The organism is Catellatospora sp. NPDC049133 (assembly GCF_040648455.1).
GTDB classification, from domain to species: Bacteria; Actinomycetota; Actinomycetes; order Mycobacteriales; family Micromonosporaceae; genus Catellatospora; species Catellatospora aurea.
On sequence record NZ_JBEZDT010000001.1, the window covers coordinates 1 to 17,367 of the forward strand.

The following is a 17,367-nucleotide window of genomic DNA, read 5'->3' on the forward strand; positions in this document are numbered from 1 at the left end:
AACGCGGTGACCAGGCCCGGCGCGACGACGGCGTACATGGTGCCGGTCCACTCGATCTTGGCCATGAGCATGTACAGCGGGATGATGCCGAGCTGCGTCGGCACCATCATGGTCGCGATGAGCATGACCAGCATCGCGTTGCGGCCCTTGAAGTTCAGCTTCGCGAAGGAGAACCCGGCCAGGGTGGAGAACAGGACCACACTGATCGTGATCGAGATCGAGACGACGAACGAGTTGGTCAGCGCTTTGGCGAAGTCGACGGTGCCGAAGGCCCGTTCGAGGTTCGCGATCAGGTTCGGGCCGATGCCGAACGGCGGCGGGACCTGGCCCAGGATGCCGTTGTCATGGGAGGCGACGACGATCGACCAGTACAGCGGGAACCCCGAGAACAGCGCCAGCCCGGCCAGCGCGAGGTAGGTGAGCTTGCCCGGCCGGCGGTCGGCCATGAACGACCGGCGGCGGCGGACCTGCCTCTCCTCCTCCGTCGTCGCGACGGTCCTGGTCATGGTGGTGGTAGTCATCAGGACCTCCGCAGGCGGCTGGTCAGGAAGTAGTTGATCGCCGCGACGATCACGATGATGCCGAACATCGCCCACGCCGCGGTCGAGGCGTAACCGAAGTCGAACCGCGAGAACGCGACCTCGTACAGGTACAGCGACAGCGTCTGGAACTGCCGGTCCGAGCCACCCGTGACGCTCGCCCCGCCGAACAGCAGCGGTTCGGCGAGGACCTGCATGCCGCCGATCGTCGAGACGATGACGGTGAAGATGATCGTCGGGCGGATCGCGGGCACCGTGATCCTGGTCAGCTGCTGGAAGCTGCTGGCTCCGTCGAGGGACGCGGCGTCGTAGAGGTCCTTGTTCACCGCCTGCATCGCGGCCAGGTAGATCAGGGCGTTGTAGCCCGTCCACCGCCAGATGATCATCACCGAGATCGCGATCTGCGACGAAGCCGTGCCGGCCTGCCAGTCGATGCGGCCCAGGCCCAGGGTCTCCAGGATCCAGTTGACCAGGCCGTAGTCCTTGCCGAAGATCTGCCCGAAGATGATCGCCACCGCGGCCACCGACGTGATGTTGGGCAGCACCGCCGTCATCCGCCAGAACGTCGGCGCGCGCAGCCGCTGGTTCAGCACATGCGCCAGGACCAGGGCCATCAGCAGCTGCGGAACGGTCGACAGCACCCAGATCTGGGCGGTGTTGCGCAACGCGTTCCAGAAGTACTCGTCGGCGAACAGGTCCCTGTAGTTCTGCAGGCCGAGGAACGTGTGGGTGTCCGCCAGCAGGCTCCACTCGTGCAGGGAGACCCACGCGGTGTACGCCAGCGGGAAGATCCCGAACGCGGCGAAAAGGAGAAAGAAGGGCACGATGTACAGATAGGGCGAGCCCTTGACGTCCAAGCGATAGAGGAGGTTCTTCATCATCGGCACATCACTGTTCAGGTCGGCTTACGCGGGCTGGGCGGATGCGGTGAAAGGGGCCGGTTCCCCGCCAACCGCGCCCTGAAGCGGTTGTTGACGGCGGGGAACCGGCCGAGGGGTCAGGTCACAGGAGGGCGTTGACGTCCTTGACGGACTGCGTCCAGGCCTCGTCGGACTTCTGCTTGCCCTGCTCCACACGGGTCAGACCGTTCTGGATCGCCGTGTTGATGTCACCGGACTTCGGACCCATGTACTGCGGCACCATCGTCTTCACCGAATTCGAGAAGATCTGACCGACAGGCGCGTTGTTGAAGAACGGGTTCTTGAAGTCCTTGATCACCGCGTCCTCGTACAGGGAGACGGTCGACGGGAAGTTACCCAGCGCACGGAACACCTTCGCCTGCTGCTCCGGAGCCACCAGCCACTTCGCCAGCTTCGCAGCCTCCTGCACGTTCTTGCCCTGCTTGGGCAGCGTCAGGAACGAGCCGCCCCAGTTACCGCCACCACCGGGCACCGCGGCGATGTCCCACTTGCCCGAGGAGTCCTTGGCCTGGCTCTGGATGTACGCCATCATCCACGACGGGCACGCCAGCGTCACGAAACTGCCCTTGGCCATACCGGCGTTCCAGTCAGCCGACCACGGAGCGATCTTCGCCGACAGACCCTTGTTGATCGCGTCGATCGTCAGGTCCCACGCCCGCTTCACACCGGGGTTCGACTCCACCACGACCTTGTCACCGTCGTAGATACCCACCGGCTGCTGACCCAGAATCGACCGGTAGATGATCGTCGGGCCGTCCATCCACGCCGAACCCTTGACGTTGGCGGCCTTGAACTTCACGCCCGTCTCGATGTACTTCTCCCACGTCGGCCACAACGCGCTGACAGCCTCGCGGTCGGTCGGCAGACCCGCCTTCTCGAACAGGTCCCGCCGGTAGCACATCGCCATGCCACCCACGTCGGTCCCGAGGCCGACGACCTCACCCTTGGCCGACGAACCCTGCTGCCACTTCCACGCCGGCCACTGCGACTTGATGTCCCCGCCGCCGTAATCCATCCAGTTGTAGAACTTGCCCGGATTGGCCGTGAACTGACCCGCCCACCCCTCCTCGATCGCCTCGATGTCCGCCGCACCCGTGTTCGTCGCCAGGTGCGCCGCCAGGTTCTTGTGGTGGTCCTCGGCCTTGGTGATCCGCTCCACGATCTCCACATTCGGATTCGCGGCCATGTACTCCTTGTACAAGTCCTTGTAACCGAACTCGCCGAACGTCGCGATCGTCAGCTTGACCTTGCCACCCGGCTTCGCCGGATCGTCACTGCCACCGCAGGCCGCGGTGCCCAGCACCAGCGCGGCGGCGAGCAGCGGAGCGGCCACGGCCGCGAGACGGCGCCGTGGGCCGGCGCCGGATAGTGCTGAACGCATCGGAGCTCCTCCAGGACAGGTATTCGGGGCACGAGCACAAACAGATTCGCTGGTCACGCAATGTTGATCATCCAGAGAGCGCTCCCTGGTTTGGCCTCTGAATTTCGTCCCCTGCCGGGCGGCTGTCAAGATGCCGTTGCCGTCTCGTTACAAAGAGCCATCGCCGCTCCGATCCGGACAGCCCGCCCGGCCCGCGGTCGTGCGCCGCGACCGGTCCGCTCGCATGTGCCTTGAGCAGGCAGTCGTGACCGGCGATCCGTTGCGGGCCATCGATCGTGCCGATTTCTGCGCGGCTCCGGGAGCTGCGGCACGGTCTCCTAGCTGCCCGTCCTGACATCACCGGCGAATTTCGGGAACGTTAACGGCATTCGCCGCAGCGGCCCATCCAGTGACCGCCATTGACATCCGGGCGGTCAAGGACGATTCTCTCAGAGAGCGCTCCCCCACATTGTTTGTCCGACTTGACGCCCATTCGGGCAGCAGGTCGTTGCACGCGGCGACTTGCCGCTCACCACGGTGTCGCCATGCCGCAGGACCGGGCGTCAGCCCCGACGCACCGGTTCCGGCGGCAGGCGGCCGTCGCGTGCGTACCGGAAGCGCTGCCGCGGGTCACTGCGATCCGCGATCGGCGGGAGCGCCTCCGGGCCTTCCGCGAGGAGCACGGCCCTCGCGGTCTCGAGCCATCCCACAGGAGATGACATGAGATCCGTCCCGAACGCGGCAGCCCCGCCGCGCTCCAACTCCACTCGCAGGCGCTGGTACGCCGTACTCGCCACCGTCGGCGCGGTGCTCGCCTCGTCCTACCTGGCCGTGGTCGCCGGCTCGGCCAGCGCGGCCGATCCGCTGATCTCCCAGGGCAAGCCGGTCACCGCGTCGTCGGTCGAGAACGCTGTCTTCCCGGCCACCGCGGCGGTCGACGGAGACAACGGCACGCGCTGGTCCAGCGCGTCGTCCGACCCGCAGTGGATCCAGGTGGACCTGGGCGCGACGGCCACCATCAGCCAGGTCGTCCTGCGCTGGGAGGCGGCCTACGCCACCGGGTTCCAGATCCAGGTCTCGGCCACCGGCACGGGCGGCTGGACCAACATCTACAGCACCACCACCGGCGCCGGCGGCGTGCAGACGCTGACGGTCAGCGGCTCGGGCCGCTACGTGCGCATGAACGGCACCGCCCGCGCCACCATCCACGGTTACTCGCTCTGGGAATTCCAGGTGTACGGCGTCATCGGCGGCGGCACGGGCTGCGGCACGGCCAACGCCGCGCTGGGCCGCCCGGCCAGCTCGTCGTCGCAGGAGGGCGCGTTCGCCGCGGCCAACGCCTTCGACGGCAGCACCGGCACCCGCTGGTCGAGCGCGTTCAGCGACCCGCAGTGGGTCCAGGTCGACCTGGGCAGCAGCCAGAGCATCTGCGGCGTGACCCTGAACTGGGAGGGCGCGTACGCCACGGCGTTCCAGATCCAGGTCTCGAACGCGGCCACCGGCCCGTGGACGAACATCTACAGCACCACCACCGGCACGGGCGGCACGCAGACGCTCACCGTCTCGGGCTCCGGCCGTTACGTGCGCATGAACGGCACCGCGCGGGCCACCGTGTGGGGCTACTCGCTCTGGGAGTTCGCGGTACGCGTCGGCGGCACGCCGCCGAGCAACCCGCCGTCCTCGCCCCCGCCGGCGTCGCCGTCGGCGAGCCCGTCCACCTCACCGTCGCCCAACCCGGGCGGGGAGGTGCTGCTGTCGTACAACAAGCCTGGTTTCGCCTCCTCCTCGCAGGACGACGGCGCGTGCTGGCAGTGCTTCCCGCTGCGGGCCTTCGACCTGGACCCGGCCTCGCGCTGGGCCACCCAGGCCTGGACCGACCCGGGCTGGATCTACGTCGACCTGGGCGCGACCGCGCAGATCAAGCGGGTCGTGCTGCAGTGGGACCCGGCGTACGCCACCTCCTACCAGCTGCAGACCTCGGCTGACGCGGTGAACTGGACGACCGTCTACAGCACCACCACCAGCACCGGGTTCAAGCAGAACATCACGGTCAACGGCACCGGCCGCTACGTGCGCATGTACGGCACGGCCCGGTCCAACGGCTACGGCTACTCGCTGTGGGAGTTCCAGGTGTACGGCACCGGCGGCGCCCCGACCACGCCTCCGGCGCAGCCCGCCAACCCGACCTTCCCGGCCACGAACCTGGTCTTCTCGGACGAGTTCAACGGCCCGGCGGGCAGCAAGCCGGACGGGTCCAAGTGGACCATCGACACCGGCACCGGCCAGAACAACGAGCTGCAGTACTACACCAACAACACCAACGCGAACATGAACGGCACCGGCGCGCTGGTGATGGAGGCCCGCCGCGAGGCGGTGGGCGGCATGCAGTACACCTCGCACCGCATGAACACGGGCAACAAGTTCCACTTCCAGTACGGCCGCGTCGAGGCCCGGGTGAAGGTGCCCAAGGGCAACGGCTTCTGGCCCGCGTTCTGGATGATGGGCGCCGACTTCCTGCCGCCCACCAGCCGCCCGTGGCCCTACAACGGCGAGATCGACATCATGGAGATCCTCGGCCGGGACACCACCCGCAGCTACACCACGCTGCACGCCCCCGCCTACAACGGTGGCGGCGGCTACGGCCAGGAGAAGGTCTGGGGCATCGACCTCTCGGCCGACTTCCACGTCTACGCCGCGCAGTGGGACAGCAACGGCATCCGGTTCTTCGTCGACAGCACGGAGGTGTTCTACGCGAGCAAGGCGACCGTCGAGGCGACCCGCGGCCCGTGGGTCTACGACCACCCGCACTACATGATCCTCAACCTCGCCGTGGGCGGTGACTGGCCCGGTCCGCCGGACGCCGGCACCCCGTTCCCGGCGCAGATGCTGGTCGACTACGTGCGCGTCTACAAGTAGGCGACCGCCGGCAGGGGGCCCCGCAGCCCCGCAGGGCCCCCTGCCCCCAACGGAAACCCGTCCGTCCCATTCCCGTAGGGAGCTCACCATGAATCGTCTCGCACCGATTCCTGGCCGCCGGCGGCTACGTGCCGCCGGGCTCATCGCCACCGTCACGGCCGTCCTCGCAACTTACCTGGTCGCCACCACCGGTGGCGCGGCCGCCGCCGAGATCTCGCTCTCCCAGGGCAAGCCGGTCACGGTCTCCTCGACCGAGAACGGCGGCACGCCCGGCTCGGCAGCAGTCGACGGCAACGCCGGCACGCGCTGGTCCAGCGCGTTCTCCGACCCGCAATGGATCCGCATCGATCTCGGCAGCAGCCAGGCGGTCACCCGGATCTTCCTGGACTGGGAGGGCGCGTACGCGCGCAACTTCCAGCTGCAGAGCTCCGCCGACGGCAACACCTGGAGCACGTTCCACACCACGACCAACCACAACGGGGCAGACCAGTCCATCACCGTCAACGTGACCACCCGGTACGTCCGCCTGTACGCGACCGCGCGCGCCACCCAGTGGGGTGTCTCGCTGTGGGAGTTCCAGGTGTTCGGGCAGTCCAGCGGCGGCGGTGGCGGCGGCCCCATCGTCCGGGTGTCGGAGTTCCTGGCCGACTGCCCGTTCACGCACCGCCTGCCGGACGACCCGATCGTCTTCCCCGGCCTGCCCGGCGGGTCGCACATGCACGACTTCATGGGCAACACGTCCACCAACGCGTTCTCGACGTACACGAGCCTGGCCGCGGCCGGCACGAACTGCAACCCGATCGAGGACCTGTCGTCGTACTGGGTGCCCACCATGTACGTCGACAACGTGGCGGTCGCCCCGACCGGCACGACCTTCTACTACCTGGGTGAGGGCGTGCGCGACGACATCATCGCGCAGATCCAGTCCCTGCCCGTCGGCCTGCGCATCGTGGCCGGCAACGCCCAGGCCACCAGCGGCGACCAGAGCATCGCGCGCTGGTCCTGCCTGCACCACAACGAAATCCCACCGGGCAAGGACTTCGTGAACTGCCCGGCCGGCTCCATGCTGGAGTCGTACCTCGACTTCCCGCAGTGCTGGGACGGCGTCAACCTCGACTCCGCCAACCACAAGAGCCACATGGCATACCCCGTCGCGGGCGCCTGCCCCTCCTCGCACCCCGTCCCGGTGCCGAAGCTGCGCCAGGTGCTCCGCTACCCGGTGACCGGCGATCCCGCCCGGATCCGCCTATCCTCCGGCCGCGGATACACCATGCACGGCGACTTCTTCAACGCCTGGCCGGCCGCGGAGATGGACCGCCGCGTCCGCGACTGCATCCGCCCCATCATCAAGTGCGGCGCCAACGGTCGCCCCTGACCTGACCCCGCCTCCTTGACGACACCGGCCGGGACGGCCCCCCTCTCCCGCCCCGGCCGGTGCCACCCCCGCCCGTTCCATGCGACGATCTTGCGCGGGCTGTGGGGACGACACACTCGGACAGAACACCAACAGTTCGCGCAAGATCGCCGTAGGCAGCGGGAGGCCGCGATGAGGACACGGGTGTACGCGTGCGCGGTGGTGCTGCTGCTCGCGGGTTGCGGTGGCGCGGACCCGGCCGCGGTGGCGCCGACCGTGCCGGCGGTCAGCCCGCCGGCCGTCGCCGAGGCGGGGGCGATCAGCACCGACGTCGCCTGGACCCAGTTGATGATCGCACTCGATCAGCGCATGCTGGCGGCCCTGGAGCTGGCCCCACAGCGCGCCGCGGACAAGGCGCTGACCGCGTTCGCGGCCGACGTGGCCCGCCGCCACGAGGCGGAGGTGGTCCGGCTGCGGGAGCTGTTGCAGGCGACCGGCATGCCGGAGACCAATCCGCACGAGGGCCACGACATGCCCGGCATGATCACCAAGGAGAACCTGTCGCTGCTGGCCGGCAAGTCCGGTGCGGAGTTCGACACCATGCTCGCCGACAGCCTGCGCGCGCACTTCGAGCAGTGCCGCATGCTGGCCGGCTCCGAGCAGTCCGCCGGAGCCGACCCCGCCGTCAAGGCGCTCGCCGCATCCGTCGAGACCACCCGCCAGGCCGACCTCGACCAGCTCGCGGCGCTGACCAGCCTGCGGTGACCGCTATCGGCCGGCCCGACCGCGGTACGGCTCAGCGGCAGGTCACGCCCGGCTGATCGCACAACCCGCTGCTGCCGAACGGGCCGTTGTCACTCCCGCCGGGAAAGTCGTCGTTCATCGCGCCGACCATCGAGCAGCCGACGAACAGAATGAACATGGCGACGACGAGGATGACGATCGTGGAGATCACCCCGGTGACGCCCTGGAAGTTGACCGCCTTGTCGGCGACCCGGGTAACCGCCGGGTCGACCTCCTTGAGCAGGTTGATCTCCGGCACCACGATCTGGGGCGCGGGCGCGGCGGCCGCCGGGGCCTGCAGCAGCCGGTCCTTGGCGAGTTCGAACTCCTCCTCGGTGAGGGTGCCGGCGTCGCGCAGTTGCCGCAGTTTCTGCAGCTCATCGGCCAGACTCATGGTTGCCTTCCGGGCTGGGGGGCGAAGTGCCGCTCATGCTAGGGCACAGCCACCAGTCGCAGGGGGCGCGTTCGTCGCGCACGTACCGGCGCGACGGGGCAGCACCCTGGCCAGGCGGACTCCGCACATCCGTCCGGCTCCCGGATCAGGCGGATTCGCGCTTCACCAGGCGGGGGTGGAAGATCACCGAGCGGGGCTTGGGGTCGGCTTTGCCGATGCGGGCCAGCAGCAGCCGGGCCATCTCGGCCGCCATCTCCTCCAGGGGCTGGTGGATGGTGGTCAGCTGGGGGCGGCACTGCAGCGCGGCGATGCTGTTGTCGAAGCCGACCACGGCCACGTCCTCGGGCACGCGGCGGCCCAGGTCACGCAGGGCCTGCAGGGCGCCCTCGGCCATCAGGTCGTTGGCCACGAACAGGCCGTCGATCTCCGGGTGCGCCGCGAACAGTTCGCGCGCGGCCTGCTCGCCGCTGGCCCGGGTGAAGTTGCCGGCCGCCGAGGGCACGTACGCATGCCCGTGCACCGCCAGCGCGGCCCGGAACCCGGCCAGCCGGTCCTGGCTCGACGGCATGTCCAGCGGGCCCGAGATGGTCGCCAGGTGGTGGCGGCCGATGGCGAGCAGGTGCTCGGCGGCGAGCTTCGCGCCGACCTGCTGCTCCACGTCGACGTAGCTCATCGGCAGCGGTTTGCCGGGCCGGGCCGAGAGCACGGCAGGGATGCCCAGGTCGCAGAGCTGCTGCGGGAGCGGGTCCTCGTCGCTGCTGGAGATGAGCAGCACCCCGTCGACGTGGCCCTGGCGCAGGTAGCGCAGCACGTGGTGGTGGGCGGGCGACTCCGCGGGCATGATCACCAGGTGGATGCCCTCGGGCCGCAGCACCTCCAGCGCCCCAGCGGTGATCCGGCCCAGGAACGGGTCGGTGAATATCCGGTTCAGGAACGGCTCCGCCTGTTCGGTGCGGTCGTCCGGTTCGGACACCACCAGGGCGACCGAGTCGGTGCGCCTGGTGACCAGCGAGCGCGCCGCGAGGTTGGGCACGTAACCGGTGGCGTCGATGGCGCGCTGAACCAGTTCACGCAATTCGGGGTCGACGGTGGACACGCCATTGATCACCCGCGAGACCGTGGAGCGCGAGACCCCCGCCCATTCGGCGACCTCTTCCAGCGTCGGGGACCGCTGCCCGTCAGGTCGGCTGATCGTCATGATGTCATTTATAGCAGGTATTCCAGGGAGCGCTCTCTCCAAGGTCGTTTGTAATTTCTGCGCAGGTCAACACCGAAATCAATGGCATGCGTATTGGGCTGCACTGAACCGGTTGACCTTGATCGGTACATGGCCGTCGGCGACAGCTTTTTCGACACCCCGGCGGAGGAATGCGAGTGCCGCGAACGGCGTCTCGAAGTTGGACCGCCTAGAGTCTGCGCATGCGGAACATCACGGGCCACACCTGCGGATCGTGCGGCCGATCGCACGAGGACCTGCCGCTGTCGTACCGCACCGCGGCCCCCGCGCACTGGACCGACGACCTGGCCGACGACCCGAACAGCGAACTCACCGCAGACCTGTGCGTCATCTCGGGCCGGCACTTCTTCGTCCAGGGCAACCTGGAGATCCCGATCCTCGGCGGCGACGAGGTGTTCACCTGGGGCGTCTGGGTGTCACTGAGCCCGGACAGCTTCGCCCGCACCACCGACCTGTGGGACGAGCCGGGCCGCGAGTCCGAGCGGCCGTATTTCGGCTGGCTGTCGACCGAGTTGGCCGGCTACCCCGTGAGCACGCTGAACCTCAAGACGAACGTGCACACCCGACCGGTCGGCCGCAAGCCCTACATCGAGGTCGAGCCCACCGACCACCCGCTCGCCGTCGAGCAGCGCACCGGCATCACCATGGCCCGCATCCACCACCTGGCCGACCTCCTCCTGCACGGCCCCCGCCCCTGACCCCCGGCCCCGCCGTCAGGGGCGGCACCTGCGGGGAAATGCCGCGCCACGGCGTCCGACGGCACGGCGTCCGACGGCACGGTAGTGGGCGCCGGCCGGCTTCTTCGCCGCGGTGACCGTGGTGGCACTGGTCAACTCGCCGGCCGTGGCGCGGCCCGCCGCCGCCGCCGACGAAGGTTCGGTGCGGTCCCATCCCTCACCAAGGTCATTCGACTTGCCTGGCACCTGTGCGTATCTTGAGGCCGCGTACGCCCACTTGCCAGGCAAGTCCGACGATCATGGGGCGACCCTCCCGCATGGTGAGAGTGAGCGCCCGCAGCCCCTCAGCGGACGCGATGGCCAGGGCCGCTGCCACTGGCCCGCGCCGAGCGCGACCTGCGCCTACCAGGATCGCGACCTGCGCCCCTACCAGGATGTACCTGACCAGGTTCTGGCACACCTGCGGGCCGCCCTGCCCGCCACGCGCCCGCAGGATCGTGACAAAAGCTCTATTCTGGTTGTCGAGGACAATTCAGGTAAACCGGCTACTTCTCGGCGAGGCTGGGGCGTTTGACGGATTCCGGGGCGGATGATGGGCATCAGCGGCGAGCATCCGGCAGGGGGCCCGCCGGTCGACGCCGACCGGGTCGAGGTGCTGCTGGACAGCGACCGGACGCGGGCATACCGGATGCGCCTGCCCGGTGGCCGCTCGGTCGTCGTCAAACAGCCACTCGGGCCTGACGGGCCCAAACGGCTCAAGCACGAGGCGGCGATCCTGCGCCGTCTGCGCGGTGCGCACGGCGTCGTGCAGCTCGCCCCGGCCCCGCCGGTGGACGGCGCGCTGGTGCTCCAGGACGCGGGCGGCACGACGATGGACCGCCGGCCGATGCCGCTGCCGCTGCCCGAGGTGCTCAGCATCGCCTCGGGCCTGGCCGACGCGCTGGCAGCGGTGCACCACCGGCACGTGGTGCACCGCGACGTCTGCCCCAGCAAGATCGTGCTTACCGCGGCCGGCGGCGTGCTGCTGATCGACTTCGAGCTGGCGTCCACCTTCGCCGAGATCAGGCCCGAGTTCGCGCACCACAACGAGATCGTGGGCACGCTGCCCTACCTCGCTCCCGAACAGACCGGCCGCACCGGCCGCCCCGTCGATCAGCGCGCCGACCTCTACGCCCTCGGCGCGACGCTGTACGAGATGGTCATCGGCGAGCCGCCGTTCGGCACCGGCGACCCGCTCCGGCTCAGCCATGCCCACCTGGCCCGGGTGCCGGTGCCGCCGGCCGAGGTCGACCCCGAGGTGCCCGCCGCCCTGTCCGACGTGATCATGCATCTGCTGGAGAAGGAGCCGGACAACCGCTACCAGACCGCCGAAGGGCTGGCCCACGACCTCGCGCAGCTGCGCGCCGCCGCGCCGGGCGAGCCGGTGGCGCTGCGCATCGGCGCCGGCGACGTGCCGCTGCGGCTGCTGCCCCAGTCCCGCATCATCGGCCGCGACCCCGAGATCCGGGCGCTGGGTGCGGCGTTCACCGACGCGATGACCGGGCTCAGCCACGGACTGCTGGTCAGCGGCCCGGCCGGGGTCGGCAAGACCTCGCTGGTCGACGAGCTGCGCCCGATAGCCTCGGGCAGCAGCGGCTGGTTCGTGTCCGGAAAGTACGACCAGCACCGGCGCGACCTCGAGTTCGACGGCACCCGTCAGGCGATGCGCGCGCTGGGCCGGTTGCTGCTGGCCGAGCCCGAGGAGGAGGTCGTCGACCTGCGGCAGCGGCTGCGCCAGGTGCTGGGCCGCAACGCGGGGCTGCTGGCCGCGGTGCAGCCCGAGCTCGGGCTCCTGATGGGCGTCGAGCCGGACGCGACCGTCGGCGACGCCCTCTACGCCCAGGCCCGGATGCAGCGCATCGGCATCGACGTGCTGACCACGGTCGCCTCACCGAAACGCCCCATCGTGATGTTCATCGACGACCTGCAGTGGGCCGCCCGCACCCCGCTGGGCTACCTCGACATGCTGGTCTCCGACGGCCCGCCGGACGGGCTGCTGCTGGTCCTTGCCTACCGCGACGACGAGGTCGACGCCACCCACCCACTTACCGCGATGATCGCGCGCTGGCGGCAGCAGGGCGTCGAGCCGCAGCGGATCACGCTGGGCAACCTGCCTCCGGCGAGCACCGCCGAGCTCGTCGGCGACCTGCTACAACTCGATCCGACCGACGCGGAGGCGCTGGCCGAGCCCGTCGCGCAGCGCACCCGGGGCAACCCGTACGACACGGTCGAACTGATCAACTCGCTGCGCCGCAGCGGCGTGCTGGTCCTCGGGGCCGACGGCTGGACCTGGGACGCCGGCAACCTGTCCCGCCATCTGCGCCAGGCCAACGTCGTCGACCCGTGGACCACCCGGCTGCGCGGCCTGCCCACCCGCACCCGGCTGCTGGTCGAGATCATGGCCTGCCTCGGCGGCCGCGCGGACCTGGACCTGCTGGCCGTCGCCGACGGGCACCCCTCGGCCGAGACCGAGGAACTGCTCGCGCCCGCCCTCGACGAAGGCCTGCTGGTGCTGGAACCCGCCGAGCCGGCCGACGCGGTCCGGTTCCGCCACGACCGCGTGCACCAGGCGATCCTCGACGCCCTCACACCGTCGACGAAGAGCGCCCTGCACTTGGGCCTGGCCCGCCGGCTGGCCCCGCACCCCGAGTACGCCGAGGTCGCCGCGCACCAGTACTACGCCGTCGCCGACCACGTGCACGACCCCGCCGAGCGCCGCCAGGTGTCCGCCCTGCTCGCCTACGGCGCCTGCCAGGCGATGGTGGTGACCAACCACAGCATGACCGAGCGTTACCTGGCCGTCGCCGTCGACTTCGCCGACCCGGCCGACGTGCACAACCTGATCATGCTGCAGACCCACCGGCACGCCTCGCTCTACAGCCTGGGCCGCCTCGACGAGGCCGACGCCGTGTACGCGGCCATCGAGCGGCTGTGCGACCGCCCCGCCCAGCACGCCGACGCGACGCTGGTGCAGGTGTGCGGCCTCACCAACCAGGGCCGGGCCGCCGAGGCCGTCGCGCTGGGCCTGGAGATGCTGGGCCACCTGGGTTTCGCCGCGCCGCCGCCCGACCGCATAGCTGCCGAGATCGACGACGGGCTCGACCTGCTGCACCGGTGGCTCGACGGCGATCCCCGCGACGATCTGGCCGGCCCCGAGGCGACCGACCCGGATCTGCTGGCCACCGCCGCGCTGATCAACCACATGATGGCCCCGGCGTTCTTCAGCAACCAGGACACCATGTCCTGGCTCACGCTGCAGGCGCTGCGGTTGTGGGTGCGGCACGGCCCGCTGGCGAACCTGGTCGGGCCGCTCGCCCATCTCACCTTCGTCACCGTCGGCCGGTGCGGCGACTACCTCACCGGGCACCGGGCGCTGCTGCGCGTGATCGCCGTCGGCGAGGCCCGCGGCTACGAGCCCGACACCTCGCAGGCCCGCTTCCTGTACGCGCTGAGCACCGGCCACTGGTACGAGTCGCTGGAGGACACCGTGCAGCAGGCGCAACTGGCCCGCGAAGGCCTGCTGCACGGCGGCGACCTGCAGAAGGCCTGCCACACCTACTACGTCTCCGTGTACGAGCTGCTCGATTACGCCCCGACCCTGGACGACTACCTCACCGAGGTCGACGCCGGACTGGCGTTCGCCACCCGCACCGGCAACGACCAGTCCACCGACGTGTACCTGCCGTACCGGCGGCTGGCCGGCATGCTGCGCGGCGAACCCGCCGAGGCGGACGACAGCGCGGACCCGCTGCCCGAGGCGCTCGCGGGCAATCCCGTGGCCGTGTCCAACGTGCACGTCACCAGGGCGCTGGCCGCCGCGCTCCTCGACGACCTACCCGCCCTGCACCACCACATCGAGGCCGCGACCGCGCTGCTGCCGGTGAACCCCTCGGTCTACCCCGTCGCCCAGGCCCGTCTGCTGCGCGGCCTCGACCTGGCCGAACAGGTCCGGGCCGGGCCGGCGGAGAAACGCGCCGCCCGGCTTTCCGAGCTCGACGAGACGGTGGCCTGGTTCGCCGCCCGCGCCGCGGACGCCCCGGTCAACTTCTCGCACACCCTGCTGCTGCTGGAGGCCGAACGTGCCTGGGCCCGCGGCGACTTCCAGACCGCCGCGCAGTCCTACGACGCCGCCCAGCACGAGGTCGCCGGCCGGGCACGGCCGTGGCACCGGGCCCTGGCCCTGGAGCGGGCCGCCCGCTTCTACCTGGCCCATGACATGCAGGTCGCGGGGACCAGCATCCTCAACTCGGCCCGGCACGCCTACCACGTGTGGGGCGCGGACATGAAGGTCGCCCAACTCGACCGCACCCACCCGACCGCCCCGTGGCTGATGGGACTGCGGCCGCCGACGAGCGGGCAGACACCGGAAGCCGGCTCGCCGGCCCCGCTGCTGTCGAGCACGATCGACCTGCTCGCCATCCTCGCCGCCTCCCAGGCGCTCAGCTCGCAGACCACTTTCGAGGGCGTCCGCGCCCGCGTCGTCGACGTGCTCAGCGAGATGACCGGCGCGACCGCCGTACACCTGCTGCTCTGGGACGACGAGCGACAGCGCTGGTCGCTGCCCGCGACGCCGGCGGACGGCGGCACCCCCGCGGTGCCCGCCTCGGTGATCCGCTACGTCGAGCGCACCCGCGAGCCGCTGGTCGTCGGCGACGCCACCAGCGACGACCGGTTCTCCCGCGACCCCTACTTCGCCGAACTCGACTGCTGCTCGCTGCTGGTCGTGCCGATCGTCAACCGAGGCGTACGGCAGGCGCTGCTGGTGCTGGAGAACCACCTCATCCGGGAGGCGTTCTCGGCCGAGCGGCTCGACGCGGTACGGCTGGTCGCCGGGCAGCTCGCCGTGTCGCTGGACAACGCCTCGGTGTACGCCTCGCTGGAGCGCAAGGTGGCCCAGCGCACCGAGGAGCTGACCGCGGCCAACCAGCGGCTGGAGCTGCTCAGCACCACCGACGCGCTCACCGCGCTGGCCAACCGGCGGCGGCTGGAGGACATCCTGCACTCCGAGTGGGACAGCGCCCTGGGCACCGGGCGGCCGCTGGCGCTGGCGATGGTCGACATCGACCACTTCAAGCTCTACAACGACCACTACGGCCACCCCGCCGGCGACGAGTGCCTGCAGCGCGTCGCCGCGGAACTGACCCGCAACCTGCGCCCCGGCGACCTGGTCGCCCGGTACGGCGGCGAGGAGTTCGCCGTGGTCATGCCCGGCCTGGACACCGAGGCGGCCCGACGTACCGCCGAGCGGCTGCGCATCGCGATCTCCGACCTGGCCGAGCCGCACGTGCTCGCCCGCGAGGGCATCGTCACGGTCAGCATCGGCGTCGCCGCGATGACGCCGCGCCCCGACCGCGACCCGGACGACCTGGTCGGCCTCGCCGACGTCGAGCTGTACCGCGCCAAGCGCAACGGCCGCAACCAGGTCCGCGCCGCCACCCCGTGATCGCCGGACTTGCCTGGCAGATGTGCGTATCTTGCGGCCGCATTCGCTCCGTTGCCTGGCAAGTCGGGTGATCTCGGCGTGACGGTCGCCACTGCCGGCCTCGTCGTGATCTCCGTGTTGCCTGGGATCTCTACGCTGCGGCTGGGCCGGACCGGCCCGCCTTCACGAGGGAGAAGCATGTACACACGGGGGACGGCGATGCGTGCTGCGCTCGTCGCGATCACCGCCGGCGCCACGCTGCTGGCGGGGTGCACGTCCGAGTCGCCGAAACCGGGGGCCTCGGCCGCGCCTTCGCCTACGCGCGTGCGCGACTACCAGCCCGGCAAGGACGGGGTCGGCGATCCGTACTTCCCGACCTACGGCAACGGCGGCTACGACGTCGCCGACTACGTGATCAAGGTCAAGTACGACCCGAAGACGGACGTGCTCACCGGCGACGTCACCGTGAACGCCACCGCCACGCAGGACCTGTCGCAGCTCAACCTGGACCTGTCCGGGCTCACCGTGCAGTCGGTGACCGTCGACGGGACCGAGGCCACCCACACCCGCGTCGACAACGAGCTGGTGATCACCCCGGCGAAGGGTATTGACGCCGAGGCGAAGTTCGCCGTGCGGGTGCAGTACGACGGCAAGCCCAAGCCGGTCAAGAACCAGCTGAAGTCGCTGGGCGAGGGCGGCTTCTTCGCCACCGCCGACGGCGCGATCGTGCTCGGTCAGCCCGACTCGGCCGCGAGCTGGTTCCCGGTCAACGACCACCCGCTCGACAAGGCCCTGTACGCCTTCGAGATCACGGTCCCGGACGGGCTGACCGCGATCAGCAACGGCGTGCCCGGCCCGAAGAACAGCACCGGCGGCTGGACCACCTGGACGTGGAACGAGACCAAGCCGATGGCCAGCTACCTGAGCACCATGGTGATCGGCAAGTTCCGGGTCACCACCGGCACGCACAAGGGCAAGCCGGTGTTCTCGGCGGTCACCACGACCGTGGCCAAGGGCGGGGCGGACACCTCCATGGCGCACACGCTGAAGATCGCCGACTTCCTGGAGACCCAGTTCGGGCCGTACCCGTTCGACGCGTACGGCGGCGTGGTCATCAAGGACGACCGGATCCACTTCGCGCTGGAGACGCAGTCGCGCCCGGTGTACTCGGCCGGCTTCTTCCGCAACGGCGTCAACGACTGGGTCGTCGCGCACGAGCTGGGCCACCAGTGGTTCGGTGACAGCGTCGCCGTGCAGAACTGGGACGACATCTGGCTCAACGAGGGTTTCGCGACCTACGCCGAGTGGCTGTGGAACGCCAACGCCAAGGTGCAGACCGTGCAGAAGACCTTCGACCAGTACTACGCCAAGTCCAAGCCCGAGGTGTGGACGACGCCGCCGGGAGCGCCCGGCGCCGCGCACATCTTCGACTCCAGCGTCTACGACCGGGGCGCGATGACGCTGCACGTGCTGCGCAAGGCCGTCGGCGACAAGGCGTTCTTCGAGATCGTCAAGACCTGGGTCGCGGAGAAGACCGACGGCAACGGCAACACCGAGGAGTTCATCGCGCTGTGCGAGAAGGTCTCCGGCAAGCAGCTGGACGACCTGTTCGACGCGTGGCTGTTCGGCAAGAAGAAGCCGAAGCTGAGCTGAGCCGCCGACGGGCCCGGACCGCGCGGTCCGGGGCCGGCGCCGGGGCTCAGGCCGCGGCGAGCGGGTCCGGCGG

10 protein-coding genes and 1 pseudogene are annotated in these 17,367 nt (G+C 70.0%); 6 read left to right on the plus strand and 5 right to left on the minus strand.

Annotated elements, in window-relative coordinates:
- From AB0B35_RS00005 to AB0B35_RS00015, 3 genes and pseudogenes are all read right to left on the minus strand, one after another.
- Window positions 1-521: pseudogene (locus AB0B35_RS00005) on the minus strand (carbohydrate ABC transporter permease); the annotation flags it as partial.
- Complete coding sequence (locus AB0B35_RS00010) at window positions 521-1,420, minus strand: sugar ABC transporter permease (RefSeq protein WP_361038715.1); 900 nt, start codon at window positions 1,418-1,420, stop codon at window positions 521-523. The pseudogene AB0B35_RS00005 and the gene AB0B35_RS00010, both read right to left, overlap by 1 nt.
- Window positions 1,421-1,541: 121 nt before the next feature.
- Window positions 1,542-2,840, minus strand: coding sequence for an extracellular solute-binding protein (locus AB0B35_RS00015; protein WP_361038717.1), 1,299 nt, complete (start codon window positions 2,838-2,840; stop codon window positions 1,542-1,544).
- A gap of 699 nt (window positions 2,841-3,539) precedes the next feature.
- Here AB0B35_RS00015 and AB0B35_RS00020 point away from each other — a divergent pair.
- The 3 genes from AB0B35_RS00020 (at window position 3,540) to AB0B35_RS00030 (ending at window position 7,854) form a co-directional block, all read left to right on the plus strand.
- Window positions 3,540-5,735, plus strand: a complete 2,196-nt coding sequence (locus AB0B35_RS00020; protein WP_361038719.1) for a discoidin domain-containing protein — start codon at window positions 3,540-3,542, stop codon at window positions 5,733-5,735.
- Window positions 5,736-5,823: 88 nt separating this feature from the next.
- Window positions 5,824-7,110, plus strand: coding sequence for a DUF1996 domain-containing protein (locus tag AB0B35_RS00025; protein WP_360530810.1), 1,287 nt, complete (start codon window positions 5,824-5,826; stop codon window positions 7,108-7,110).
- Window positions 7,111-7,281: 171 nt separating this feature from the next.
- A complete protein-coding gene (locus AB0B35_RS00030) occupies window positions 7,282-7,854 on the plus strand; it encodes a DUF305 domain-containing protein (protein WP_361038721.1) in 573 nt (190 codons plus the stop codon).
- Window positions 7,855-7,885: 31 nt separating this feature from the next.
- Here AB0B35_RS00030 and AB0B35_RS00035 read toward each other — a convergent pair whose 3' ends face one another.
- Window positions 7,886-8,266: an SHOCT domain-containing protein gene (locus AB0B35_RS00035; RefSeq protein ID WP_361038723.1), complete on the minus strand. Its 381-nt coding sequence runs from the start codon at window positions 8,264-8,266 to the stop codon at window positions 7,886-7,888.
- Between the two features lie 145 nt (window positions 8,267-8,411).
- Window positions 8,412-9,464, minus strand: a complete 1,053-nt coding sequence (locus AB0B35_RS00040) for a LacI family DNA-binding transcriptional regulator (protein WP_203698807.1) — start codon at window positions 9,462-9,464, stop codon at window positions 8,412-8,414.
- 221 nt (window positions 9,465-9,685) lie between these two features.
- Between AB0B35_RS00040 and AB0B35_RS00045 the strand changes: the two genes are divergently transcribed.
- The 3 genes from AB0B35_RS00045 to AB0B35_RS00055 all read left to right on the plus strand — a co-directional run bounded on the left by AB0B35_RS00045 (window position 9,686) and on the right by AB0B35_RS00055 (window position 17,294).
- The gene (locus AB0B35_RS00045; RefSeq protein WP_361038725.1) at window positions 9,686-10,201 is read left to right on the plus strand and encodes a DUF2199 domain-containing protein; all 516 of its coding nucleotides are present in this window, start codon (window positions 9,686-9,688) and stop codon (window positions 10,199-10,201) included.
- A gap of 568 nt (window positions 10,202-10,769) precedes the next feature.
- Window positions 10,770-15,662, plus strand: coding sequence for a diguanylate cyclase (locus AB0B35_RS00050; RefSeq protein ID WP_361038727.1), 4,893 nt, complete (start codon window positions 10,770-10,772; stop codon window positions 15,660-15,662).
- A gap of 177 nt (window positions 15,663-15,839) precedes the next feature.
- Complete coding sequence (locus AB0B35_RS00055) at window positions 15,840-17,294, plus strand: M1 family metallopeptidase (protein ID WP_361038729.1); 1,455 nt, start codon at window positions 15,840-15,842, stop codon at window positions 17,292-17,294.
- The last annotated feature ends 73 nt before the right edge of the window (window positions 17,295-17,367 follow it).

Excerpts from the sequence above, each read along its gene's own strand:
- AB0B35_RS00010 (WP_361038715.1), bottom strand. The coding sequence starts at position 1,420 with ATGATGAAGAACCTCCTCTATCGCTTGGACGTCAAGGGCTCGCCCTAT.
- AB0B35_RS00015 (WP_361038717.1), bottom strand. The coding sequence starts at position 2,840 with ATGCGTTCAGCACTATCCGGCGCCGGCCCACGGCGCCGTCTCGCGGCC.
- AB0B35_RS00020 (WP_361038719.1), top strand. The coding sequence starts at position 3,540 with ATGAGATCCGTCCCGAACGCGGCAGCCCCGCCGCGCTCCAACTCCACT.
- AB0B35_RS00025 (WP_360530810.1), top strand. The coding sequence starts at position 5,824 with ATGAATCGTCTCGCACCGATTCCTGGCCGCCGGCGGCTACGTGCCGCC.
- AB0B35_RS00030 (WP_361038721.1), top strand. The coding sequence starts at position 7,282 with ATGAGGACACGGGTGTACGCGTGCGCGGTGGTGCTGCTGCTCGCGGGT.
- AB0B35_RS00035 (WP_361038723.1), bottom strand. The coding sequence starts at position 8,266 with ATGAGTCTGGCCGATGAGCTGCAGAAACTGCGGCAACTGCGCGACGCC.
- AB0B35_RS00040 (WP_203698807.1), bottom strand. The coding sequence starts at position 9,464 with ATGACGATCAGCCGACCTGACGGGCAGCGGTCCCCGACGCTGGAAGAG.
- AB0B35_RS00045 (WP_361038725.1), top strand. The coding sequence starts at position 9,686 with ATGCGGAACATCACGGGCCACACCTGCGGATCGTGCGGCCGATCGCAC.
- AB0B35_RS00050 (WP_361038727.1), top strand. The coding sequence starts at position 10,770 with ATGATGGGCATCAGCGGCGAGCATCCGGCAGGGGGCCCGCCGGTCGAC.
- AB0B35_RS00055 (WP_361038729.1), top strand. The coding sequence starts at position 15,840 with ATGTACACACGGGGGACGGCGATGCGTGCTGCGCTCGTCGCGATCACC.